Below are 24,648 nucleotides of genomic sequence, written 5' to 3' on the forward strand. Positions count from 1 at the left end.
TGGGCAGTCTAGTCGGTCACTTTTCATCCAGCAACAGCAATATCAATAAATTTTGATATTGCTGTTGCTGGCGTGGGTTTGCGGATGGCTGCCTAGAAAACATTGGCCCTACGACTATCTGTCATTGCCCCGGTGGGCTCCGCTGGGCGAAAATGGCCGCCTTTTTCCGCCCCCTTCGTTTTAGAAGTAGCCCCGTAGGAGATTCAGTGATGCCCAGCCGTCGTGAGCGAGCCAATGCCATTCGTGCCCTGAGCATGGATGCCGTGCAGAAAGCCAACAGCGGCCACCCGGGTGCCCCTATGGGCATGGCGGACATCGCCGAAGTGCTCTGGCGCGACTACCTCAAGCACAACCCGGGCAACCCGAGCTTCGCCGACCGTGACCGCTTCGTGCTGTCCAACGGCCATGGTTCGATGCTGATCTACTCGCTGCTGCACCTGACCGGTTACGACCTGGCTATCGAGGATCTGCAGAACTTCCGCCAGCTGCACAGCCGCACCCCGGGCCACCCGGAATACGGCTACACCCCGGGCGTCGAAACCACCACCGGCCCGCTCGGTCAGGGGCTGGCCAACGCCGTGGGCTTCGCCCTCGCCGAGAAAGTGCTGGGCGCCCAGTTCAATCGCGACGGCCACCAGATCGTCGATCACCACACCTATGTGTTCCTCGGCGACGGTTGCATGATGGAAGGCATCAGCCATGAAGTCAGCTCGCTGGCCGGCACCCTGGGCCTGGGCAAGCTGATCGCCTTCTACGACGACAACGGCATCTCCATCGACGGCGAGGTCGAGGGCTGGTTCACCGACGATACGCCCAAGCGCTTCGAGGCCTACGGCTGGCAGGTGATCCGCAACGTCGACGGCCACGACGCCGAAGAAATCAAGATCGCCATCGACACCGCGCGCAAGAGCGCGCAACCGACCCTGATCTGCTGCAAGACCACCATCGGCTTCGGTTCGCCGAACAAGCAGGGCAAGGAAGACTGCCACGGCGCGCCGCTGGGCAACGACGAAATCGCCCTGACCCGCGCCACCCTGGGCTGGAACCACGGCCCCTTCGAGATCCCCGCCGAGATCTACGCCGAGTGGGACGCCAAGCAGGCCGGCGCCGCCGCCGAGGCCGAGTGGAACCAGCGCTTTGCCGCCTACGCCGCCGCCTACCCGGAGCTGGCGTCCGAGTTCGAACGGCGCATCGCCGGCGAGCTGCCGGCCGATTTCGCCGAGAAGGCCGCCGCCTATATCCAGGACGTCGCGGCCAAGGGCGAAACCATCGCCAGCCGCAAGGCCAGCCAGAACGCACTGAATGCCTTCGGCCCGCTGCTGCCGGAATTCCTCGGCGGCTCGGCCGACCTGGCCGGTTCCAACCTGACCCTGTGGAAGGGCTGCAAAGGCGTGTCCGCCGAAGATGCCAGCGGCAACTACATGTTCTACGGCGTGCGCGAGTTCGGCATGAGCGCAATCATGAACGGCGTCGCCCTGCACGGCGGTTTCGTGCCCTACGGCGCGACCTTCCTGGTGTTTATGGAATACGCCTGCAACGCCGTGCGCATGGCCGCGCTGATCAAGAAGCGCGTGCTGTTCGTCTACACCCACGACTCCATCGGCCTGGGCGAAGACGGCCCGACCCACCAGCCGATCGAGCAGCTGGCCAGCCTGCGCTGCACGCCGAACCTGAACACCTGGCGTCCCTGCGATGCGGTGGAGTCGGCGGTGGCCTGGAAATGCGCGATCGAGCGCAACGACGGCCCCAGCGCGCTGATCTTCTCGCGGCAGAACCTCACCCACCAGGTGCGTGACGCCGAGCAATTGGCCAACGTCGCCCGCGGCGGCTATGTGCTGAAAGACTGTTCCGGCGAGCCGGAGCTGATCCTGATCGCCACTGGTTCGGAAGTCGGCCTGGCGGTGCAGGCGTTTGACGCCTTGACCGAGCAGGGCCGCAAGGTGCGCGTGGTCTCCATGCCGTCGACCAGCCTGTTCGACCAGCAGGACGCCGCCTATAAGCAGGCGGTGCTGCCGTTGCAGGTTGGCGCGCGGATTGCCATCGAGGCCGCCCATGCCGACTTCTGGTACAAGTACGTCGGCCTGGAAGGCCGGGTGATCGGCATGACCGGCTTCGGTGAGTCCGGCCCGGCACCGGCGCTGTTCGAACACTTCGGCTTTACCGTCGAGAACCTGCTGGAAACCGCCGCCGAACTGCTGGAAGACTGAGTCATACCGACAGAGTAGGGTGGGCTGAAGCCCTCCGAGCCGGTCACCCGTATCGGCCAATCGGTGGGCTGAAGCCCGCCCTACCTCGCATCTCCCTCGTTTCGGTGAGCCTTTCTATGCTGCAACGCCCCTACAGAGTCGCCCTCAACGGCTACGGCCGCATCGGTCGCTGCGTGCTGCGCGCCCTGCATGAGCGCGGTGCCGACGCGCGCCTGGAAATAGTCGCGCTGAACGACCTGGCCGACCAGGCCAGCATCGAATACCTGACCCGTTTCGACTCCACCCACGGGCGCTTTCCCGGTGAGGTGAAGGTCGACGGCGACTGTCTGCATATCAATGGCGGCTGCGTGCAGGTGCTGCGCCAGGCGGCGCCGGAAGGTATCGACTGGGCGGCGCTGGATATCGACCTGTTGCTCGAGTGTTCCGGCGCTTATCACACCCGCGCCGACGCCCAGCGTTTCCTGGCGGCCGGCGCACCGCGGGTGCTGTTCTCCCAGCCGATGGCCAGCGAGGCGGATATCGATGCCACCGTGGTCTACGGGGTCAATCAGGCTTGCCTGAGCGGCAGCGAGAAACTGGTGTCCAACGCCTCCTGTACCACCAACTGCGGGGTGCCGCTGCTCAAGTTGCTCAATGAGGCGATTGGTCTGGAGTACGTGTCCATCACCACCATCCACTCGGCGATGAACGATCAGCCGGTGATCGATGCCTACCACCACGAAGACCTGCGCCGCACCCGCTCGGCCTTCCAGTCGGTGATTCCGGTGTCCACCGGCCTGGCCCGCGGCATCGAGCGCTTGCTGCCGGAACTCAGTGGGCGGATTCAGGCCAAAGCCATCCGCGTGCCGACGGTGAACGTGTCCTGCCTGGACATCTGCCTGCTGACCACCCGCGACACCTCGGCGGCGGAAATCAATCGGGTGCTGCGCCAGGCCGCCGAAAGCGGCCCGCTGCAGGGCTTGCTGGCCTACACCGAGCTGCCCCATGCCAGTTGCGATTTCAACCACGATCCGCATTCGGCCATCGTCGATGGCAGCCAGACCCGGGTTTCCGGTCCGCGCCTGGTCAATCTGCTGGCCTGGTTCGACAACGAATGGGGCTTTGCCAATCGCATGCTCGACGTCGCCGAACACTTCCTTGCTGTGTCCCCTGTTCCCATTCAACCAGCCCCCGTGAAGGACTGATTCCATGACCGTTCTGAAGATGACCGACCTCGACCTCGCCGGTAAGCGCGTGCTGATCCGCGAAGACCTCAACGTGCCGGTAAAAGACGGCGCGGTGACGAGCGACGCGCGCATCCTCGCCGCGCTGCCGACCATCAAGCTGGCCCTGGAAAAGGGTGCGGCGGTCATGCTCTGCTCGCACCTGGGCCGCCCGAGCGAAGGCGAGTACAGCGCAGAGAACAGCCTCAAACCAGTGGCCGACTACCTGAGCCAGGCCCTGGGCCGTGAGGTGCCGCTGATTGACGATTACCTCGGCGGCGTCGAGATCCAGCCGGGCCAACTGCTGTTGCTGGAAAACGTGCGCTTCAATTCCGGCGAGAAGAAAAACAGCGACGACCTGGCCCGGCAATACGCCGCCCTCTGCGACGTCTTCGTCATGGACGCCTTCGGCACCGCCCACCGCGCCCAGGGCTCGACCCATGGCGTGGCCAAGTTCGCCCAGGTCGCCTGCGCCGGCCCGTTGCTGGCGGCCGAGCTGGAGGCGTTGGGCAAAGCCCTGGGCAGCCCGGCCAAGCCGATGACCGCGATTGTGGCCGGTTCCAAGGTGTCGACCAAACTCGATGTGCTGAGCAGCCTGAGCCAGATCTGCGACCAGCTGATCGTCGGCGGCGGCATCGCCAACACCTTTCTCGCCGCCGCCGGTTTCCCGGTCGGCAAGTCGCTGCACGAAGCCGACCTGCTGGAGACCGCCAAAGCCATCGCGGCCAAGGTCAGCGTGCCGCTGCCGGTGGACGTGGTGGTGGCCAAGGCCTTCGCCGAAGACGCCGAGGCCACGGTCAAGCTGGTCGCCGAGGTGGCCGCGGACGACATGATTCTGGATATCGGCCCGCAGACTGCGGCGCAGTTCGCCGAGCTGCTGAAGTCGTCGCAGACCATTTTGTGGAACGGTCCGGTCGGCGTGTTCGAGTTCGACCAGTTCGGCAACGGCACCCAGGTGCTGGCCGAGGCCATCGCCGCCAGCCCGGCGTTCTCCATCGCCGGTGGCGGCGACACCCTGGCGGCCATCGACAAGTATGGCGTGGCCGACAAGATTTCCTATATCTCCACCGGCGGCGGCGCCTTTCTCGAGTTCGTCGAGGGCAAGGTGCTGCCGGCCGTGGCAGTGCTGGAACAGCGCGCCAAGGGCTGAGCAAGGGCGATCAATGCCTGCTTTACTGGGCTGCTAGCGATGCTTGGATCGATGGCGCCATTGCCAGGTAGCCCGGATGCAATCCGGGAAGATCTCAAGGCAGTCGGGGTTTAGCAAGAGACCAGGCTGCCCCTTGGTCTCCAATAACTTGAATAGCGCCTGCCCCTGCGGCAGGCTTGCACGATTAACGAATCCCACCGGGAGAAAGAACACCATGGCACTTATCAGCATGCGCCAGATGCTCGACCACGCCGCCGAATTCGGCTATGGCGTGCCGGCCTTCAACGTCAACAACCTCGAGCAGATGCGCGCCATCATGGAAGCCGCGGACAAGACCGACTCCCCGGTAATCGTCCAGGCCTCGGCCGGTGCGCGCAAATACGCCGGTGCGCCGTTTCTGCGCCACCTGATCCTGGCCGCCATCGAAGAGTTCCCGCATATCCCGGTGTGCATGCACCAGGATCACGGCACCAGCCCGGACGTCTGCCAGCGCTCGATCCAGCTGGGCTTCAGCTCGGTGATGATGGACGGCTCGCTGAAGGAAGACGGCAAGACCCCGGCCGACTACGACTACAACGTGCGCGTGACCCAGCAGACCGTGGCCTTCGCCCACGCCTGCGGCGTCTCGGTGGAAGGCGAGCTCGGTTGCCTGGGCAGCCTGGAAACCGGCATGGCCGGCGAAGAAGACGGCGTCGGCGCCGAAGGCGTGCTCGACCACAGCCAGATGCTCACCGATCCGGAAGAAGCCGCCGACTTCGTCAAACGCACCCAGGTCGATGCCCTGGCTATCGCCATCGGCACCAGCCACGGCGCCTACAAGTTCACCAAACCGCCGACCGGCGACATCCTCGCCATCGACCGGATCAAGGAAATCCACAAGCGCATCCCCAATACCCACCTGGTGATGCACGGCTCCAGCTCGGTGCCGCAGGAGTGGCTGGCGATCATCAACCAGTACGGCGGCGACATCAAGGAAACCTACGGCGTGCCGGTCGAGGAAATCGTCGAAGGGATCAAGCACGGCGTGCGCAAGGTCAATATCGACACCGACCTGCGTCTGGCTTCCACCGGTGCCATGCGCCGCCTGATGGCCGAGAACCCGAGCGAGTTCGACCCGCGCAAGTTCTTCGGCGCCACCGTGACCGCCATGCGCGACATTTGCATCGCCCGCTACGAAGCCTTCGGCACCGCCGGCAATGCCTCGAAGATCAAGCCGATCTCCCTGGAAGGCATGTTCCAGCGCTACGCCAGGGGCGAGCTGGCCGCCCAGGTCAACTAAGCCTCTGCGTTACGCCAAGAGCCCCGCCCGTGCGGGGCTCTTGCGTTTTCGCGGGCAAATCCGCCGGGGGCGTTCGTGGATCCTGCCAATCCGCGCCTCTCGTGCTGGCGGCATCGCCAAGGCTGCGCGTGCTAAGCGCTGGCGTGGCGCCCATGGCGAGGTGGCCGCGAATCCAGCCGGAGTCGCTGCAACGGCTCAGCTGCTGCATACTCCTCGGCTCGAATCCCGAGCTAACCGCCCATCACTGACCATGACCCCACTGAAATTCCTCCAGGGCTACCCGCTGCCGTTGCAAGAGCAGATCCGCCAGCTGATTGCCGAGCAACGCCTGGGCGACTACCTGGCCCAGCGTTACAGCGGCAAGCACGACGTGCAAAGCGACAAGGCGCTATACGCCTATATCCAGGCGCTCAAGCAGGAACACCTGAAGAACGCGCCGGCGATCGACAAGGTGCTGTTCGACAACCGCCTCGACCTGACCCATCGCGCCCTCGGCCTGCACACCGCGATTTCCCGTGTGCAGGGCGGCAAGCTCAAGGCCAAGAAGGAAATTCGCGTCGCCGCCTTGTTCAAGGACGCCGCACCGGAATTTCTGCAGATGATCGTGGTGCACGAGTTGGCCCATCTGAAAGAGGCCGAGCACAACAAGGCGTTCTACAAGCTCTGCCAACACATGCTGGCCGATTATCATCAGCTGGAGTTCGACCTGCGCGTCTATCTGACTTGGCGCGAGCTGCAAGGGCGTAACCCGGCCTGAGGCGGCGGGGGCGCTAGCCATCACCGGGACAGTCGCCGCGGCGTCCCTCAGCCGCGCAACATCAGGTTGAGCTGATCGACCACTTCCGCCCAGTCGGCATCCTCGAGAATCTCCTCGCGCAGAAAGCTGGCCTGGGCGACAGTCCAGAAGGGCGCGTCGGCCAATTGGCAGGTTTCCGGCAAGGGGGAGTGGGTGGCGATGAAGCGTTCGATGCTGGCCTGCTCGGCCGGCAAGCCGAGCTGGGCAAACAGGGCCGAGAGGCTGTGAGTGGGGCTTTCCATGGTGTGCTCCTTCTAGCGATTGGGCTCGCCCATACAGCCTAGCGTATATCGCTAGTGGCCCCGGGGTCTGCCGGTGGCACAATGGTTCCAGGGATTGGAGGTGGTCAGGGTATGCATCCAGGGTTTCTGCGCAGTTTGTTCGCGGTGGGGGTCGGCCTTGTGCTGCTGATCCCGCCGCTGGCACTGGCGCGCGAGTTGTTGGTGGTCGGCAGCGATTTTTCGCGGATATTCGAACGCACGGCGGCGGACGAATACCGGGGGCTCGGCCCTGACCTGCTGCGCCAGGTGCTCGAGCCGCGCGGCTACAGCCTGCGCTTCGCCTCTTACCCCTGGGCCCGGGCGCAACTCATGGTCGAACGGGGCCAGGCCGACATCCTTGTCGGCCCCTATCGCAGCCCGGCGCGCGAGGCGCGTTTCGCCTTTGCCGAGTCGGCCTTTCAGCGCGACCGGATCGTCTTTTATCGCCGCCGCGACCGGCCGTTTGAGTGGTCTGGCGATTACCGCCAGCTGGCTGGGCTGCGTATTGGCGTGGTGCGTGCCTGGACCTACGGCGCGCGTTTCGATGGCGTGCGCGAGGGGCTCGATCTGGTCACCGTGGAGGCGGTCGACAACGGCCTGAAAATGCTCAGCCTGGGCCGTCTCGAGCTCTTCGCCAGTAATCAGCGCAACACTCTGCCGGTGTTGCAGGCGCTGGGCTTGAGCGATGAGATCAACCAGCTTGAGCATCCTATCGATACGCAGGACGGTTACTTCGCGTTTCCTCTGCAGAGCAGCCATAACCGCCTGCGCGAGGATTTCGACGAGGGCTTTCGGCAAGTGGTCGAGCGCGGGCAACTGGCCCGGCTGGCGGCCCGCTGGCAGGTGGAAATCCCTTGAGCAAGGCCATGTGCCAGTTGGCTGTTGCGCCCACAAAAACGAGTGGCAACAATTAAAGGTGGACAGCGCCATGGCTTTGGACGTGGGTAGCGCTGGATAAGCGCCAGCGCAATCCGGGATCGCTCTCCCGGATTGCACCGCGTCCCGCGGTTTATCCAGGCTACTCTCGCCGATTCGATCTGCCAGCAGCCCACCGCCGGCGCAAGCCCTTCAGAGCCTTGAGCGAGGGCGTTCAGCAGGCCCGCAACACCAGGAACAGCTGGGTGGCGGTGCCCAGGCGCAGCTCCACCCGATCGCCTTCGCCGCAGCCGATCAGGCGTTGTCCGAGCGGTGCCCGTGGGCTGATCACCCGCACCTCCTGACCGTCCAGCAGCACCTTCAGGCCGGCACCGTCGGGGCCGAGGAACAGGCATTGCTCGCCGCCCTGGGCATCGGCCAGCCACACCAGGGTGCTGAGCTGAATGCCCAGTTGCGCATCGAAGGGCCGCAGCCGGAGTTTTTCCCAGGCACTCAGGGCTTGGCGAATCTCCTCGACCCGGCGCGCCTGCCCGGCGGCCAGATAGGACGCTTCCAGGCCCAGGGTGTCGTACTTGTTCTCGGCAATATTTTCTTCATGAGTGGCCGCTTCATAGGCAGTCAATGCCGCGTGCTGGGCCAGTGCCAGGTCGGTTTGCAGCCGGTCGAGAATCAATTGCTGGAGCAGGGCTTTGTTCAACGGTCACTCGCAGGGTCGGGGCGGCAGGAAAACTTCGGCTTATGCACCAAAGTCTAGTGTCGCCATGGCTACCGAAGGCGGCATTGTGCACCGGTTGCTACTAAAAGCGAGGGTGCGGGAATGAACATGATGCGGTCGATGGGGTTTTTCTTCCTGTTTCTGCTGGTGCCGTTGGGCGCTTCGCTGGCCAGCTACCCGGGGCCGATTGCCGAATGGTTGAGCAGCTTGTTCGGTGTGCCGATCAGCCGGGGCAACCTCGGCGCCGGCTTCATGCTGCTGGCGGCGATCTGCCTCAAGCTCGACCTGAGCATTCGGCGCCGCGCTCAGGTCAACCAGGCTCGCATCGCCTGAGCCGACGCCTGGCCTTGGCCTGTGTGCCGGTGCCGTCTGAAAGCAGCGCAATACCCCGGCGCCTTGGATACACTGCCTCCATCTGCGGCGGGAGGCGATGATGGAGACGACACAGTCGGACTACTCGATTTATCGGCAGGTAGTCACGCAACTGATCAATGATCGGGAACAACTGCCCAGCTTGCCGACGTTGACCCTGGAAATTCGCCGAGCGCTGGCCGAGCCGGAGGTCAGCATGACCCGGCTGATCGGCTTGATCGGCCGGGATCCGGCACTCAGTGCGTTGCTGATGAAGTACGCCTCCAGCGCCTTGCTGCGCACCCGCGTGGTGCCGAAGACCCTGCAGGACGTGTTGCGCGTGCTCGGCATGCAGCAGGTGGATCGGGTGGTGATGCTGCACAGCGTCAAGAGCCTGTTTATTCTGCACAGTGCCGAGCACAAGTTATTGTTCCTGGACGCCTGGCAGCGGTTGACCCTGAAGGCGAGTATCTGCGGCTGTCTCGCGCGCAAGGTGGGACGGGTTCCGGCCGATCATGCGGTGCTCGGCAGTTTGCTCAGCGAGGTGGGCTCGCTCGCGGTGCTCTCGGCGTTCAAGGCCGGTGACCTGGTGCCGACGCCCGCGCGCTACCACAGCTTGTGCCAGGCCTATGGCAAGTCGCTGGGGGTGATGCTGCTGAAAAAGTGGGCGGTGGATGAGGCTTATGTGGATCTGGTGCGCGAGGCGGGCAACTGGACGCTACAGCGGCAGCGGCAGATCGAGTTGCTCGATCTGGTCAACCTGAGCCTGTTCCATGCCCTGCTTGATCGCCATGACGCAACGCAGTTGCCAGCGCTGGCCAGCCTGGCCGCCTACGCCAAGCTCCCTGGCGCACACCAGGAAGTGGCGGCGGACGGCCGCCTGGCCCTGGTCAGCCAGCATGGCGACGAAATCCATGAGCTGGCCGCGATCCTGCGTTAGCGGCCCAGCAATCCTCTGAATATCGCTTGGCTAACGCCCTCCTGCAGGTTCCGGACAGGCTGCTAGGGCTTGCCGCGATCCTTGAGCAGGTGCGCGGCGAGGGTGCGCAACGGCCCGAGTTGCCGGCAGATCAGCGCCAGCTGGGTCTGCACCAGGCGCTGCTGATCGTCCAGCGCATCCGCGCGCTGTTCCAGTTCGGCGGCCAGTTGCTCTTCGGCATCGCTCTGAATCGCCACCGCACGTTCTTCGGCCAGGCTCTGGGCGATTTCGTCGAGGCTGGCGGCGAGGCGTTCGGCGCTCGCCGGCAGCGGGCTCTGCCGGTCGCCGAGGAGGATCTCGCCGCGGTGCGCGCCGAGGCCCGAGAGATAGCTCAAGAGGGTGTGCGACAGCACCAGAAAGCGGAAGCCGACGTCCGCTTCCTTACGGAAATGCCCGGGTTCCATGAGCATGTTGCCGAGGGTGGTGGACAGTGTGGCTTCGGCGTTGTGCGCATTGCGCCGGGCCAGGCGGTAGGCCAGGTCGTCGCGTTTGCCGCTGACATACTGCGCGATGATCTGGCGCAAATAGCTGCTGTTGCAGCTGAGGGTGTTGGCCAGCATGCGGTTGAGCCGGCGCCCTTGCCAGTCCGGCAGGATCAGGAACACCGCGAGGCCGGCGATCAGGCTGCCGATCAGGGTGTCGACCAGGCGCGGGATAAACAGCCCGTAGCCGTCGCCGACCTGATTGAAGCAGAACAGCACCAGCAGGGTAATGGCCGCGGTGGCCAGGGTGTAGTGGCTGCTGCGAGTGGCGAAGAAGGCCACCCCGGCAGCCACGGCGAAGAAGGCCTGCACCAGCAGATTGGGGAACAGGTCGAACAGTGCCCAGCCGAGCAGCAGGCCGAGCACGGTGCCGGCGATTCGCTGCACCAGCTTGAGGCGGGTGGCGCCATAGTTCGGCTGGCAGACGAACACCGTGGTCAGCAAAATCCAGTAACCCTGGGCCGGATGAATCCAGTGCAATACGCCATAGCCGGCGGCCAGGGCGATGGCCAGGCGCAGGGCGTGGCGGAACAGCAGCGAGGTCGGGGTCAGCTGCTGGCGCAGGCGTTCCGCGACCTCCTTGAGCGACTGCGGCCCGCGATCCAGCAGGCTGCTGTCCTGTTGCTCGGCCAGGGCATCGGGGTTGCTGGCGTGGCCGAGCAGTTGGTCGAGGGCGGCGAGGTTGCCGGCCAGGGCCCCCAGCGAGCGCAACAGCTGGCGCCAGGCCGGATTGCTTTGCAGGCGCAGGTGTTGCAGCGAGGCCTGCAGGTCGTCCAGCGCTTGCGTGCATAGCCCGCGGTACTCGAACGGCTGGCGCAACTCGATGGCTTGGGCCAGGCGCTGGCAAGCCTCGCCATGCAGGCGCAGCAGACGCTGGCAGCGGAACAGCACATCGCTGTGAAAGAACGCCTCGGCCAGTTCGTTGTAAGGGTAATGCGATGAGCTGGCGCGCTCGTGGAGATCCTGGGCGAGGAAATACAGTTTGAGGTAGCGACTGACCTTGCTCCCCGGTCGGTCATTGCCGGCGCGGTGCAGGATGATTTCCTTGGCGGCATTCAGCGCCGCCACCACCCGGCCGTTCTGCCGGGCCAGGGCCAGCCGCCGCTGCTCCACATCGAGTTGCCGCAGCGGCTCGAACAGGGCGGCCTTGAGCGTGAGGTATTCACCCAGCTCGCGAAACAGCCGGGCCAGGCTGTGCTGTACCGGCTGGTTGGCGAACAGCGCATGCCAGATCACCGAGAGCACGCCGTACCAGGCCGCCCCCGCCACCAGCAGCAGCGGCTCCAGCCACAGGCCGGCGATACCGCCGCGCTGCTCGACGCCGATCATGCTGTAGATCGCCAGGATCAGGGTGGCCGAGCCCAGGGTGGCGTAGCGCTCGCCAAGGGCGCCGAGCATGGTCAAGGCGAAGCTGGCCAGGGCCAGGGCGCTGACGAACAGCCAGGGGTGGGGGAACAGCCACTCCACCGCATAAGCCGCTGCACTGAAACAGCCGAGCGTTACCAGCAGCGCGGTCAGGCGGCCCTGCCAGCTGTCGTCGGTCTCGGCCAGGGCGCTGGCGATCACCCCGAGAAACAGCGGAATCAGCGCCTGCATCCAGCCCTGCGCCCAGCACAGCGACAGGCTGCCGCCGAGGGCGATGAACACCCGCAGGCTGTAGCTGAATTTATCCAGCGCCCACAGGCGGCGCAGGGAATGGCGAAGAGAGGTGGCGGGCATCCGGGCGACCTTGTGTAGCGGTAATAGTGAGCAGACTAACGGAGTAGGCGGACGTCTGGCACTCCCCTGGAGACACCTTTTACCGCGCCAGGGGCATCTCTGGCTCTGGGCGAAAAGTCATGGACTATCCTGTAAGCAGACAGCCGCGCTTTGCCCATCCTTCGCCACCCGTGGCGGCTGTCCTGGAGAGGCCGTGAAGGTTTTCCCAACATATCCTTTGCTCTTTGCCTTGGCCCTGCTGCTTTTGCCTGCGGGGTTGTGGGCGGCGCCCGCGGTGGTGGTGGAGTTGCGCGTCGACGGGGCGATAGGCCCGGCCAGTGCCGACTACGTGGTGCGCGGCCTGTCTCGCGCGGAGGAGGACGCGCAGCTGATGGTGCTGAGCATCGACACCCCGGGCGGCCTGGACACCTCGATGCGGGCGATCATCAAGGCGATTCTCGCCAGCCCGATTCCGGTGGCCAGCTTCGTCGCGCCCAGTGGCGCGCGGGCCGCCAGTGCCGGCACCTATATCCTCTATGCCAGCCATATCGCGGCGATGGCGCCGGGCACCAACCTCGGTGCGGCCACCCCGGTGGCCATCGGCGGCATGCCCGGTTCGCCGCCGCAGAAGCCGGCAGGGGATAAGGCGGAGAAGTCCGACAAGGCGGGCGAAGGCGAGGCCGAACAGGCGCCGACCGATACCCTGAGCAAAAAACAAATCAACGATGCCTCGGCCTACATCCGTGGCTTGGCGCAACTGCGCGGGCGCAATGTCGAGTGGGCCGAGCAGGCGGTGCGCGAGGCGGTCAGCCTGTCCGCCGAAGAAGCGCTCGAACTCAAGGTGGTCGACTATGTCGCCCGCGACCTGGCGGATCTGCTCAAGCAACTGGACGGCAAAAGCTTCACCGCCGCCGGCGTCGAGGTGACCTTGCAGACCGCCGGCGCCGTGGTGGTCAGCCGCGAGCCGGACTGGCGCACGCAGTTTCTGGCGGTGATCACCAACCCCAGCGTGGCGTTGTTGTTGATGATGATCGGCGTCTACGGCCTGTTCTTCGAGTTTTCCAACCCGGGCAGCGGCGTCGGCGGGGTGCTCGGGGGCATCTGCCTGATTCTGGCGCTGTATGCCTTGCAGTTGCTGCCGGTGAACTACGCTGGAATGGCCCTGATCCTGCTCGGCATCGCCTTCATTACGGCCGAAGCCTTCATGCCGAGTTTCGGCGTGCTCGGGATTGGCGGCTTGGCCGCCTTCGTCTTCGGCGCCTTGATTCTGATCGACACCGAGGTGCCCGGCTTCGGCATTCCCCTGGTGCTGATCGTGACCCTGGCTTTGACCAGCGGGGCAGTGATTTTCGCCATCCTCAGCATGGCCTTGCGCGCCCGGCGCCGCGCCCTGGTCGGTGGCGACAGCGAACTGATCGGCAGTCTGGCGCGGATCCACGCGGTGCAACCGAGCAACCCGTTAGGCGGCTGGGTGCAACTGCAAGGGGAAAATTGGCAGGTCGTCAGCCAGGTGCCGCTGCAGCCCGGTCAGCAAGTACGGGTGCTGGCGCGCCAGGGCTCGACGCTGGACGTTGCCACTACCGATGAGCCACCGCCACGAGGAGAATGACCATGGGTTTCGAACTGAGTTTCGCCACGCTGGCGGTGCTGTTGATGGCGCTGCTGGTCTCGGCGTTTCGTATCCTGCGCGAATACGAGCGCGGCGTGGTGTTCCAGTTGGGCCGTTTCTGGCGGGTCAAGGGGCCGGGTCTGGTGATCATCATTCCGGGCATCCAGCAGATGGTGCGCGTCGACCTGCGCACCATCGTCCTGGACGTGCCGACCCAGGACGTGATTTCCCGCGACAACGTCTCGGTCAAGGTCAATGCGGTGATTTACTTCCGTGTGCTCGACCCGCAGAAGGCGATCATCCAGGTCGAGGATTACCACGGCGCCACCAGCCAGTTGTCGCAAACCACCCTGCGCGCGGTACTCGGCAAGCATGAATTGGACGAGATGCTCGCCGAGCGCGAGCGACTCAACATCGATATCCAGCAGGTGCTCGACGCGCAGACCGACGCCTGGGGCATCAAGGTGGCCAATGTCGAGATCAAACACGTCGACCTCGACGAGTCGATGATCCGCGCCATCGCCAAGCAAGCCGAAGCCGAGCGCGAGCGGCGGGCCAAGGTGATTCATGCCGAAGGCGAATTGCAGGCCTCGGAAAAGCTCATGCAAGCCGCCGAGATGCTCGGCCGCCAGCCCGGCGCCATGCAACTGCGCTACATGCAGACCCTGAGCAATATCGCCACTGACAAGAGTTCGACCATCGTCTTCCCGCTGCCGATCGAGCTGTTGCAGGGCATGGCCGAGCTCAAGGGTAAGCCTTAGCAGAGCGCCGCGTCAGCGGCTTGAGCGGTCAAGCGCTGCAGCTCTTCTACGCTTGAACATGATGCGGCGCCGCCCGCTGGATAGAAGGAGAGGATCATGCGTATCGGTGTCCCCAAAGAAATCAAGAACCATGAGTACCGGGTTGGCCTGACCCCGCAATCGGTCACCGAGCTGACCGCTCTCGGCCATGAGGTCTGGGTCGAGACATTGGCCGGTGCCGCCATCGGCTTCAGTGACGGCGACTACCAGGCGGCCGGCGCCAGCATCGCCCAGGACGCCGCCCAGGTGTTCAGCGAGGCGCAGTTGATCGTCAAGGTCAAGGAGCCGCTGGCGGTCGAGCGCGCGCGCCTGCGTCCGCAGCACACCCTGTTCACCTACCTGCACCTGGCGCCGGATCGGCCGCAGACCGATGAGTTGATGGCCAGCGGCGCCACCTGCATTGCCTATGAAACCGTTACCGACAACCACGGCCGTCTGCCGCTGCTGGCGCCGATGTCCGAGGTGGCGGGGCGCATGTCGATCCAGGCCGGAGCCAATTGCCTGGAAAAAGCCAAGGGTGGGCGCGGCGTATTGCTCGGCGGTGTGCCGGGGGTGGCGCCGGGCAAGGTGGTGATCCTCGGCGGCGGCGTGGTCGGCAGCCATGCCCTGGCCATGGCGGTGGGCCTGGGCGCCGATGTCAGCGTGCTGGACAAGAGTGTCGATGCCCTGCGCCGTCTGGATGCGCAGTACGGCAATCGCATCACCACCCTCTACTCGACCCGTGCGGCGTTGCGCGAGCAGATTCTGGCGGCCGATCTGGTGATCGGCGGCGTGCTGATTCCCGGTGCCGCCGCGCCCAAGCTGATCACGGCCGAGATGGTTAAGCAGATGCAGTCCGGCTCGGTGTTGGTGGATGTGGCGATCGACCAGGGCGGCTGCGCGGAAACCTCGAAAGCCACCACCCATGCCGACCCCACCTATGTGGTCGACGAGGTGGTGCATTATTGCGTGGCCAATATGCCCGGCGCGGTGGCGCGTACTTCGACCCTGGCGTTGAACAACGCGACTCTGCCGTTCGTCATCGCCCTCGCCGAGAAAGGCACGCGGCGTGCGTTGGAGGAAGACCCGCACCTGTGCAACGGCCTCAACGTGGCCAGGGGCGTGATCACCTGCGGCAGCGTGGCCGAAGCCCATGGCTTGCCTTATCAGTCGGCGACCGGCGTGCTGGAGCATCTGCTGTAGCGCAAGCGGCCGGGGCCCGCACAGGGAATGGCAGGGTCTGCTGCTTTTGTGGGAGGGCCGCCCTCGGCGCGATGCTTTTGCTTGTGGGCGGACGATGTCCGCCATCGCCGCGGGTCGCGCCTCCTACAGGGGGTTGGTGGTGTCTGCTGCTTTTGTGGGAGGGCCGCTCCTGCGCGATGTTTTTGGCCTGCAGGGCAGGCCTGTTTTCGCCGCGTGGCGCCTCTCAGCGTCCCGAAATCACGCTGGCTCGCCCCAGCAGCGGCAGGCGCGCCAGTTGGCGGATCAGCGGTGCGCTGATGCGCTCCAGCCAGGCGCTGGCCGCGCAGGCGAAGGGGGTATAACAGCCCCATGCCAGCGCCAGCAGGCTGAGCAACACCCCGCCAACCAGCGCGTCCGAAGCCCAATGGGCGCCAGCGACCAGGCGTGGCAGCATGAACAGCACGGCCATGCTCCAGACCAGTAGCAGCTTCCAGCCGCGGGCGAAGAAACTCATGAACAACGCCCAGAGCAGCAGCACCGAGGCGTGGTCGCCGGGGAAGCTGCGGCTGGCGCTGTCTTTCATGTGCCAGCGCTCTGCCCAGGCGGGGAACAGCTCGGTCAGGCGCGCGCTGCCTTCTACCACCAGTGAGGCGCTCGGCCGTTGCCAGCCCATCAGTTTGACCAGGTCGGCGAAACCGACGCGTATCAGCAGCATTACCAGCAGGACGGCGAGAAAGGCGAACAGCGCTCGGCGCACCTGGGTAGCGCTGAATACCAGGTCGGCCTTGAGCATCACCGCCAGCATCAGCAGGCCGACGCCCATATCCACCGGACGCATGCTGCCGATGGCCCAGATGTGCGCCCACAGGCCGGCCGCGTGCACCGGCTCGTTGAGCAGGGCGAACAGGAGCAGGTCGAGTCGATCCCACAGTTGCCGGGTTGGCTGCCACAGCCAGCTGGCGAGCAGCAGCGCGGCGCTGATGTGGCAGATCAACAGGGGGCGCAGGCGCCATTGGCTGGTGACGAAAGTGCAGGGCATGCTGCCGCTCCTTGGTGGAAATAATGTTGCGCCTCCCCAGGCGGCGCGCATTTTAGGGGAGTTGGCCGGGGTTTGCATGTGATCTGAGCCGCAATTTCTCCGGCGGGTGATCGTCAGCCCGCAGGCTCGTGGCGGTCATTCGGCGTGCGGCCCTTGGTTAGGCCGGCATTTGTGCCTAAAATTGCCAGCTTTTCGCAGTTCCCCTTGCAGGCGAGCCCGCTATGCCCGATTTCACCCAACGCTTTCTGTTCGACGACACCGACATTCGCGGCGAGTTGGTCGTCCTGGGCGAGAGCTACCAGCAGGTGCTGGCCAAGCATGAGTACCCGCAACCGGTCGCCCAGCTGCTCGGCGAGCTGATGGTCGCCGCCTCCTTGCTGGTTGGCACCCTGAAGTTCGACGGCCTGCTGATTTTGCAGGCGCGCTCCTCGGGGGCGCTGCCGTTGTTGATGGTCGAGTGCTCCAGCGCCGGCGAGCTGCGCGGTATCGCGCGCTACCACGCCGAGCGGATTGGCGCCGATGCCGGCCTGGCCGAGCTGATGCCCGATGGCGTCCTGGCGATGACCGTCGACCCCACCCAGGGCCAGCGCTATCAGGGCATCGTCGACCTGGACGGCGCCACCCTGAGCGATTGCCTGTCCAACTATTTCGTCACTTCCGAGCAACTGGCCACCCGCTTCTGGCTGTGTGCCGACGGCCAGCGTGCGCGCGGCCTGCTGCTCCAGCAATTGCCCGCCGATCGTCTGAACGATCCAGAGGAGCGTGAGGCCAGCTGGCAGCATGTGGCGACCCTGGCCGGCACCTTGAGCCACGAAGAGTTGCTGGGCCTGGACAACGAAACCCTGTTGCACCGCCTCTATCATGAAGAGCCGCTGCGCCTGTTCGAGCCACGCGCCCTGCAGTTCCGTTGCAGCTGCTCGCGTGAGCGTTCGGCCAATGCACTGGTCAGCTTAGGCCAGGCCGATGCCGAGTTGCTGCTCAGCGAACATGCCGGCCAGGTGGTGATCGATTGCCAATTCTGCAACCAACGCTACGCGTTCGATGCTGCCGACATCGCCCAGCTGTTCGCCGGCGGCGGCACTGCGGGGCCGGCGCAGACCCTGCACTGAAGGCGATAGCCTGTGCCTATCGACCCGCTTGGCGGATCGGGTGCTGCCAAGGGACGTGCTTTCTGGCATACTCCCGCGACTTTTTTCTCGCTGTAGTAGTGTTTTTGCCTTTACTACAAAACGTTTGGAAAACTCGGCCCTTTGGTCGATGGGGACCCACATGACGCAAGCTAACAACGCCGTGTACACCGACATCAGCGCTGCCCAATTGGTCGAAGAAGCCATTCGCCGCGGTGAGGGCGAACTGGCCGCCAGTGGCGCCCTGGTCGTACGTACCGGGCACCGTACTGGTCGTTCGCCGGCTGATCGCTTCATCGTGCAAGAGCCGACTACCGAGGCGAAAATTGCCTGGGGCGCGATCAACCGTCCCTTTCCTGCGGACAAGTTCGACGCCCTGTGGGATCGCGTCGAGGCGTTCAGCCGGGATCAGGATCGTTTCGTTTCCCACGTCCATGTAGGCTCCGCCGAGGAACACTACCTGGCGGTCAAGATGACCACCGCCACCGCCTGGCAGAACCTGTTCGGCCGTCAGCTGTTCATCAATCCGCCAACCTACAACCCGCTCGGCAAGGACGAGTGGCAGGTGCTCAACGTGGCCAACTTCGAGTGCTCCCCTGAGCGTGACGGCACCCACTCCGACGGCTGCGTGATCATCAACTTCGCCGCCAAAAAAGTCCTGCTCGCCGGCATGCGCTACGCCGGCGAGATGAAGAAAGCCATGTTCTCGGTGCAGAACTTCCTGCTCCCGGAAAAAGACGTGCTGCCGATGCACTGCGCCGCCAACATCGGCGAAGAGGGCGACGTGACCCTGTTCTTCGGCCTGTCCGGCACCGGCAAGACCACCCTGTCGGCCGACGAGTCGCGCTACCTGATCGGCGACGACGAGCACGGTTGGGGCGAGGGCGTGGTGTTCAACATCGAGGGCGGTTGCTACGCCAAGTGCATCGACCTGTCGGAGAAGAACGAGCCGGTGATCTGGAAAGCCATCCAGTTCGGCACCGTGCTGGAAAACGTCGTCCTCGACGCCGAGCGCGTGCCGGATTACCGCGACGACAGCCTGACCCAGAACAGCCGCGCCGCCTACCCGCTGGAGTTCGTCGAGAAGCGCAGCGAGAAGAACCTCGGCGGCGAGCCGAACGCGGTGATCTTCCTCACCTGCGACCTGACCGGGGTGCTGCCGCCAGTGTCGATCCTTAACGAAGAGCAGGCGGCCTACCACTTCCTGTCGGGTTACACCGCGTTGGTCGGCTCCACCGAAATGGGCAGCGGCAGCGGCATCAAGTCGACCTTCTCCACCTGCTTCGGCGCGCCCTTCTTCCCGCGTCCGGCGGGCGAATATGCCGAGTTGCTGATCAAGCGCATCCGCGGCTTCGGCTCCAAGGTCTATCTGGTCAACACTGGTTGGACTGGGGGCGGGTACGGAGTGGGTAAACGCTTCAATATCCCGACTACTAGAGGCGTGATCGCGGCGATCCAGAGCGGTGCGCTGATCGGCAGCGAGACCGAGCAACTGCCGATCATCAACCTCAGCGTGCCGACGTCGGTGCCGGGCGTCGAAACCAGCCTGCTCAACCCGCGCAACACCTGGGCAGACCAGAACGCCTACGACGAAGCGGCCAAAGGCCTGGCCAAGCTGTTCATCGACAACTTTCAGAAGTTCGACGTCAGCGACGCTATCAAACAGGCCGGTCCGCAGCTCTAAGCCGCGGTCTATTGCCGCTCGAACAAGCCGCCTTCGGGCGGTTTTTTCATGTTCGGGCCGGCAAGGACGCGGCGCTACACCCCGACGTAGCCCTGTGCTTGGCCGCAGGCGCGGCTCTGGCCGACAACGCCTGCCAGTGCCGCGCGAACGACTCGGCCGCCATGGGCCGGCCCAGCAGGTAACCCTGACACTGGTCACAGCCTTCGCCCAGCAACCAGCCCTGCTGCTCCGGCGTTTCCACCCCTTCGGCCAGCACCGTCAGTTGCATGGATCTGGCCATGGCGATAATGGTATGGACTAACTGGCAGTCGCTGCTATTGGCGGGTACTCCGGCCATGAAGCTTTTATCGATCTTCAGTTTGTCCAGGGCAAAGCGGCGCAGATAGGCCAGCGATGAGTAGCCGGTGCCGAAATCGTCCACCGATATCCGCACGCCCAAGGCCTTGAGGGCTTTCAGAGTGTTTTCCGCCTGATCGATGTGGCGCATCAGCGCGCCTTCGGTGATTTCCAGTTCCAGGCAATGAGCCGGCAGGCCGCTGCCGGCCAGAGCCCGCGCGACCAGTTGGACGATGTCTTGTTGCATGAACTGGATCGGCGACAGGTTGACGGCGATGGTCTCCAGCAGCAGTCCTTCTTCGCGCCAGGCGTTGGCCTGGCGGCACGCCTCGTTAAGCACCCAGCTGCCGATCGAGACAATCAGTCCGCTGTCTTCGGCCAGCGGGATAAAGGTATCCGGCCCTACCTGACCGTGTTGCGGGCTGTGCCAGCGCAGCAGCGCCTCGGCGCCCAAGCAATGGCCGTCCTCCAGGCGCATCAGCGGCTGAAAGTGCAGGCTCAGTTCATGGTTATGCAGGGCCCCGCGCAGGGAACGCTCCAGCTCGAAGCGCGTCCGCGCATGCTCGGTCAGGCAGGGGATGTAGTGGGCGCAGGTGTTACGACCGTTGGCCTTGGCTCGGTACATGGCCGCATCCGCGTTGCGGATCAGTTCCGCCGCGCTGCCGCCATCGCCGGGGTACAGGGCAATGCCAATGCTGGCGCCCACATACAGCTCATGATCCTCTTCCAGCTGCAATGGCTGTTCGAGCAACTGCAGCAGGCTGCGGGCCACCAGGCTGGCCGTGCTCGGTGCCGGCAACTGCTCGAGGATCAGCAGGAACTCGTCGCCCCCCAGCCGCGCCAGGGTATCTTCCTGACGGCAGCGGGTCTGCAGGCGTTGGGCCACCGTGCGCAGCACGGCGTCGCCAAAACCATGGCCATAGCTATCGTTCAGCGTCTTGAAGCGATCCAGGTCGATAAACAGCACCGCGAGGTGGCCGCCACGGCGCGTCACCTTGTCCAGCGCGTGCGCCAGTCTGTCGTACGCCAGCGCCCGGTTGGGCAAGCCGGTCAGCGAGTCGAAATGCGCCATTTGCTGCAACTGGCGTTGATAGCTCTCGACAAAGCGGATCAGCATCTGTGAGCCGAACAGCAACCCCAGCATCAGCAGGAATACCGCCAGCGCATACACCGGCGCACGCTCGACGAATACTTGCTGGAAACTCTTGCCGCTCACCAGCACCGCCAGCACCCCGGAGCCCTCGCGTTGGCGAACCCAGGCTCCGAATGGCAGCTGCGCATCCAGCAGGGTCAAGCCCGACAAGTCGACCCAGCCCGGCTCGAGCCGGGCCGCCTGGATCAGCTTGCGCTGGACGGGAGAGGAGGCCTCGCCGCTGAGGAGCAGCGGTTGCAGTGAATCTTCAGGTGAGGCAGGCTCGCCCCCCTGCCACCACAACAACAGGCTCCGAGCCTGATCCTGTCGGCTCTGGTTGACACTGCGCTGCTCCAGCGCCATCGCCACTACAACCACCAGCAGGATACTGATGAAAGCTACGCCGTTGACCGCCCAGAACTTGTAGCGCAATGGCATTCGCCGTAATGCTTCCATGCCTGAGTTCCATAGTCAGAAAAGAGATGATTCTATATTTGTGAGCTGGTTCGCATCATGCGTTGAGTCAATGCTGACGGGGGTGCGCCGTATTTACGCACATTGCTTGCCGAACTTGGCGGCTAACCGCGGCAACGTCCTGGCGCGGGCAGGCTTATCCCGAGACTATTCAGCCTAGCACTCAGGCAAAGGTTCATTTCGATCATTGGACAATGGTCGTATACCGCCAACGGTTAATGGAGTAACAGCCCATGCACAGCACCCTCGAACGTGTTTTCGGCTTCAAGCAGCTGCGCCCCGGCCAGGAGGCGGCAATCGGCGCCGTGCTGGCCGGGCGCTCGGCGGCGGCGATCTTCCCCACCGGCTCGGGCAAATCGCTGTGCTACCAACTGTCGGCACTGCACCTGCCGCACCTGTGCCTGGTGGTCTCGCCATTGCTGGCGCTGATGCAGGATCAGCTGGCCTTTCTCGCCCGCCACGGCATCAGCGCCGCCAGCATCGACTCGGCGCAGAGCCGCGAAGACGCCAGCGCGGTGATGGCCAGGGCCAGGTCCGGCGAACTGAAGATCCTGATGATCTCGGTCGAACGCCTGAAGAACGAACGTTTCCGCCACTTCATCGGCCAGGTGCCGATCTCCCTGCTGGTGATCGACGAAGCCCACTGCATCTCCGAGTGGGGCCACAACTTCCGTCCCGACTACCTCAAGTTGCCCGACTACCAGCGCCAGTTCGGCATTCCCCAGGTGCTGCTGCTCACCGCCACCGCCACGCCGCCGGTGATCGCCGACATGCAGGCCAAGTTCGCCATCGCACCGGCGGATGTGATCACCACCGGCTTCTACCGGGCCAACCTCAACCTGTTGGTCGAGCCGGTCAGTGGCGCCGACAAGCAGCGCCGGCTGGCCGAGTGGCTGGGGGCCAAGGCCGGGCAGCCGAGCATCGTCTACGTCACCCAGCAGAAGACCGCCGAGCAGGTCGCCGAACGCCTGAGCCAACAGGGTATCGCCGCCAGCGCCTACCACGCCGGCATGGCCCACGAGGCACGCGAGGCGATCCAGCGCCGCTTCATGGCCGGGCAGATCAACTGCATCGTCGCCACCATCGCCTTCGGCATGGGCATCGACAAGAGCGACATCCGCAACGTGGTGCACTTCGACCTGCCCAAGTCGATCGAGAACTACAGCCAGGAGATCGGCCGGGCCGGGCGCGACGGCCAGCCCTCCGACTGCCTGGTGCTGGCCAACCGCGACAGCCTCAACGTGCTGGAAAACTTCGTCTATGGCGACACGCCCGAGCTGGGCGGCATCCGCTGCGTACTCGACGAGCTGCTGGCGCACGGCCGGGACGGTGAGTGGGAACTGCTGCTGGGTGCCCTGGCCGAGCAGAGCAACATCCGCCAACTGCCGCTGAAAACCCTGCTGGTGCAGTTGGAGCTGCGCGGCATCATCGCCCCGCGCTACGCCTACTTCGCCGAATACCGCTTCAAGCACCTGCTCGAACCCGAGGCCCTGCTGGCCCAATTCGACGGCGAGCGGCGCCAGTTCGTCGAGGCCATCCTCGACAGCTCACCACGCGCCCGCACCTGGTGCACCCTGGATTTCGCCAGGCTCTACCAGCAGCACCAGGCCGAACGCGGGCGGGTGGTCAAGGCGCTGGACTACTTCCAGGACAAGGGCTGGATCGAGCTGGAAAGCAAACAGATGACCGAGGTCTACGCGCTGCTCGATGCCGGCTTCGACCCCGAGGCACTGAGCGCCGAGCTGCACGGTTACTTCAAGCAGCAGGAACGCAGCGAAATCGCCCGCATTCACGCCATGCTCGAACTGTTCGCCAGCGAGGATTGCCTGGGTCAGCGTCTGGCCGCCTACTTCGGCGACCGCCAGGCGCCCGAACGCTGCGGCCACTGTTCGGTGTGCCACGGTCAGGTCGCCCGTCTGCCGGAGCCGCCGCCGCTGCGCGCATTGGCCGAACATGACCTGCAACGCCTGTGCGGCAGCTTTATCCAACGGCATGCCGAGCTGAAAGGCAGCCCCCCGACTGCCGAATGCCTGACCCGCTTCCTCTGCGGCATCAGCGTGCCGCTGTTCACCAAGCTCAAGGCGCGCGGTATTGCCGGCTTCGCCGCGCTGGACAGCTATCCCTACGCCGAGGTGCGCGCCTGGGCCGAGCAGGCAGGCTAATCAGGTGGCGGCTTGAGAGCGCATAACGGCTCGGTTCTCGAGCGAGCAGTTGCAGAGGCCTGGCCGGATCGGCAGGCCGCTTAAGGGATTTTGTAGCTGTCGGGTACCTCCAGCGCCACGAAGTGGCGCATGTGCTCCAGAAACCGCTGATGAAACTTCGAGAGCCGGCTTTGGCTGGGTATCAGCATGTTGAAGTCCATTTCGATCACCGGCTCGAAGGGGCGAAACAGTACGCCCGTGCCGCGGTATTCGAGGGCGCTGATGGCATCCACCAGGGCGACCCCGGCGCCCTGCTCGACGAACATGCACATGGGGATCGACAGCTGGGTCTCCAGGCGCAGCTCGCGCTGCACGTCGTGGGCGGCGAAAATCGCGTCGATATGCTGGCGTGAGGCGATCGCGTGGGGGTAGGAGATGAAGGCTTCGCCCTGCAGATCCTCGGGCACTATCACGGCCTTGTCCTGCAGGCGATGGCCGAGCGGCAGGGCGCACAGCAGGCAGGACCTCAGCAACCGCTCGCTGCGCGGGCTGGGGTAGGTATTGGGCTCCACGATAAAGCCCAGGTCGTAGCGCTGGCTTACCACCAGATCCACCACTTCGCGCGACGCCTGCACCATCAGGGTGATCTGCGCCTGCTCATGTTCTTTGAGAAAAGCGCTGATCGCCCGCGGCAGAAAGGACAGCCCCAGCGCCGGGGCACAGGCGATATGCAGCGAGCCGCGCTTGAGGCTGCCGATTTCCCGGGCGGTACGGGCGATGCGCTCGACGCCGAGCAATGAGCGCTGCACTTCCTCGTACAGCACCAGCGCCTCCGGGGTGGGCTGCAGGCGACCCTTGATCCGCTCGAACAGGGCGAAGCCGATGTCCTCCTCCAGCGCGCCGATCAAGCGGGTCGCCGCCGGCTGGGAGATGTGCAGCATCTCCGCGGCGCGGGTGACGGTCTGGCCGAGGATGACCGCACGAAAGGCTTCCAATTGACGCAGGTTCATCCGCCGCAACCCCATAACAAAAAGACATAGTCTTGCCAAAATAAAGCATTTTTCAGCGCCGCATAAGCACCCTAGGATCAATCCCATCTTCACCGACAAGGCAGTCTGACTGAATCCCGGCACAAGCGCGGGAGTAATCC

At 64.8% G+C, this 24,648-nt stretch carries 20 protein-coding genes; 14 read left to right on the plus strand and 6 right to left on the minus strand.

Going from position 1 to position 24,648, the window contains the following annotated elements; genetic code table 11:
* Positions 1-209: 209 nt before the first annotated feature.
* From tkt to P8H27_RS09305, 5 genes are all read left to right on the plus strand, one after another.
* Positions 210-2,207, plus strand: a complete 1,998-nt coding sequence (gene tkt / locus P8H27_RS09285) for a transketolase (protein WP_289636973.1) — start codon at positions 210-212, stop codon at positions 2,205-2,207.
* Between the two features lie 116 nt (positions 2,208-2,323).
* A complete protein-coding gene (gene epd / locus P8H27_RS09290) occupies positions 2,324-3,391 on the plus strand; it encodes an erythrose-4-phosphate dehydrogenase (protein ID WP_289636974.1) in 1,068 nt (355 codons plus the stop codon).
* A gap of 4 nt (positions 3,392-3,395) precedes the next feature.
* Positions 3,396-4,559 carry a phosphoglycerate kinase gene (locus P8H27_RS09295; protein ID WP_289636976.1) on the plus strand — a complete coding sequence of 388 codons (1,164 nt, stop codon included), beginning with the start codon at positions 3,396-3,398 and terminating at the stop codon, positions 4,557-4,559.
* A gap of 214 nt (positions 4,560-4,773) precedes the next feature.
* Positions 4,774-5,838 carry a class II fructose-bisphosphate aldolase gene (gene fba / locus P8H27_RS09300; protein WP_289636977.1) on the plus strand — a complete coding sequence of 355 codons (1,065 nt, stop codon included), beginning with the start codon at positions 4,774-4,776 and terminating at the stop codon, positions 5,836-5,838.
* A 250-nt stretch (positions 5,839-6,088) separates the two neighbouring features.
* On the plus strand, positions 6,089-6,595 hold the full coding sequence (locus P8H27_RS09305) for a YgjP-like metallopeptidase domain-containing protein (RefSeq protein WP_289636979.1): 507 nt from the start codon (positions 6,089-6,091) through the stop codon (positions 6,593-6,595).
* 47 nt (positions 6,596-6,642) lie between these two features.
* Here P8H27_RS09305 and P8H27_RS09310 read toward each other — a convergent pair whose 3' ends face one another.
* A complete protein-coding gene (locus tag P8H27_RS09310; protein ID WP_289636980.1) occupies positions 6,643-6,876 on the minus strand; it encodes a DUF2789 domain-containing protein in 234 nt (77 codons plus the stop codon).
* Between the two features lie 111 nt (positions 6,877-6,987).
* Here P8H27_RS09310 and P8H27_RS09315 point away from each other — a divergent pair, with 111 nt between their 5' ends.
* Positions 6,988-7,752, plus strand: a complete 765-nt coding sequence (locus P8H27_RS09315; RefSeq protein WP_289636981.1) for an ABC transporter substrate-binding protein — start codon at positions 6,988-6,990, stop codon at positions 7,750-7,752.
* Positions 7,753-7,984: 232 nt separating this feature from the next.
* Here P8H27_RS09315 and P8H27_RS09320 read toward each other — a convergent pair whose 3' ends face one another.
* Positions 7,985-8,467: a transcription elongation factor GreAB gene (locus P8H27_RS09320; RefSeq protein ID WP_289636982.1), complete on the minus strand. Its 483-nt coding sequence runs from the start codon at positions 8,465-8,467 to the stop codon at positions 7,985-7,987.
* A 120-nt stretch (positions 8,468-8,587) separates the two neighbouring features.
* Here P8H27_RS09320 and P8H27_RS09325 point away from each other — a divergent pair, with 120 nt between their 5' ends.
* Both P8H27_RS09325 and P8H27_RS09330 read left to right on the plus strand, forming a co-directional pair.
* Positions 8,588-8,818 (plus strand): hypothetical protein, encoded by a 231-nt coding sequence (locus P8H27_RS09325; protein ID WP_289636983.1) that lies wholly within the window; start codon positions 8,588-8,590, stop codon positions 8,816-8,818.
* Between the two features lie 100 nt (positions 8,819-8,918).
* The gene (locus P8H27_RS09330; RefSeq protein ID WP_289636984.1) at positions 8,919-9,776 is read left to right on the plus strand and encodes an HDOD domain-containing protein; all 858 of its coding nucleotides are present in this window, start codon (positions 8,919-8,921) and stop codon (positions 9,774-9,776) included.
* A gap of 62 nt (positions 9,777-9,838) precedes the next feature.
* Here the strand turns inward: P8H27_RS09330 and yccS are convergent, their stop codons facing one another.
* Positions 9,839-12,016, minus strand: a complete 2,178-nt coding sequence (gene yccS / locus P8H27_RS09335) for a YccS family putative transporter (RefSeq protein WP_289636986.1) — start codon at positions 12,014-12,016, stop codon at positions 9,839-9,841.
* Between the two features lie 229 nt (positions 12,017-12,245).
* Between yccS and P8H27_RS09340 the strand changes: the two genes are divergently transcribed.
* The 3 genes from P8H27_RS09340 (at position 12,246) to ald (ending at position 15,586) form a co-directional block, all read left to right on the plus strand.
* Entirely contained in the window at positions 12,246-13,604 is a 1,359-nt protein-coding gene (locus P8H27_RS09340; RefSeq protein WP_289636988.1) for a nodulation protein NfeD, read from the plus strand.
* A 2-nt stretch (positions 13,605-13,606) separates the two neighbouring features.
* Complete coding sequence (locus P8H27_RS09345) at positions 13,607-14,365, plus strand: slipin family protein (protein ID WP_289636989.1); 759 nt, start codon at positions 13,607-13,609, stop codon at positions 14,363-14,365.
* A 96-nt stretch (positions 14,366-14,461) separates the two neighbouring features.
* Positions 14,462-15,586: an alanine dehydrogenase gene (gene ald, locus P8H27_RS09350; RefSeq protein WP_289636990.1), complete on the plus strand. Its 1,125-nt coding sequence runs from the start codon at positions 14,462-14,464 to the stop codon at positions 15,584-15,586.
* A 223-nt stretch (positions 15,587-15,809) separates the two neighbouring features.
* On the opposite strand, the gene P8H27_RS09355 is transcribed toward ald, so the two are convergent.
* Complete coding sequence (locus P8H27_RS09355) at positions 15,810-16,604, minus strand: phosphatase PAP2 family protein (RefSeq protein WP_289636991.1); 795 nt, start codon at positions 16,602-16,604, stop codon at positions 15,810-15,812.
* 221 nt (positions 16,605-16,825) lie between these two features.
* On the opposite strand from P8H27_RS09355, the gene hslO reads away from it, so the two are divergent.
* Together hslO and P8H27_RS09365 are read left to right on the plus strand one after the other, a co-directional pair.
* Positions 16,826-17,713 (plus strand): Hsp33 family molecular chaperone HslO, encoded by an 888-nt coding sequence (hslO, locus tag P8H27_RS09360; RefSeq protein ID WP_289636992.1) that lies wholly within the window; start codon positions 16,826-16,828, stop codon positions 17,711-17,713.
* Between the two features lie 160 nt (positions 17,714-17,873).
* The gene (locus P8H27_RS09365; RefSeq protein ID WP_289636993.1) at positions 17,874-19,415 is read left to right on the plus strand and encodes a phosphoenolpyruvate carboxykinase; all 1,542 of its coding nucleotides are present in this window, start codon (positions 17,874-17,876) and stop codon (positions 19,413-19,415) included.
* 46 nt (positions 19,416-19,461) lie between these two features.
* Here P8H27_RS09365 and P8H27_RS09370 read toward each other — a convergent pair whose 3' ends face one another.
* On the minus strand, positions 19,462-21,339 hold the full coding sequence (locus P8H27_RS09370) for a bifunctional diguanylate cyclase/phosphodiesterase (RefSeq protein WP_289636994.1): 1,878 nt from the start codon (positions 21,337-21,339) through the stop codon (positions 19,462-19,464).
* 251 nt (positions 21,340-21,590) lie between these two features.
* Here P8H27_RS09370 and P8H27_RS09375 point away from each other — a divergent pair, with 251 nt between their 5' ends.
* The gene (locus P8H27_RS09375) at positions 21,591-23,519 is read left to right on the plus strand and encodes an ATP-dependent DNA helicase RecQ (protein ID WP_289636996.1); all 1,929 of its coding nucleotides are present in this window, start codon (positions 21,591-21,593) and stop codon (positions 23,517-23,519) included.
* An 80-nt stretch (positions 23,520-23,599) separates the two neighbouring features.
* On the opposite strand, the gene P8H27_RS09380 is transcribed toward P8H27_RS09375, so the two are convergent.
* A complete protein-coding gene (locus P8H27_RS09380; RefSeq protein WP_289636997.1) occupies positions 23,600-24,508 on the minus strand; it encodes a LysR substrate-binding domain-containing protein in 909 nt (302 codons plus the stop codon).
* Between the last annotated feature and the right edge of the window lie 140 nt (positions 24,509-24,648).

This window comes from Pseudomonas sp. sp1636 (assembly GCF_030376615.1).
Classification (GTDB): domain Bacteria; phylum Pseudomonadota; class Gammaproteobacteria; order Pseudomonadales; family Pseudomonadaceae; genus Aquipseudomonas.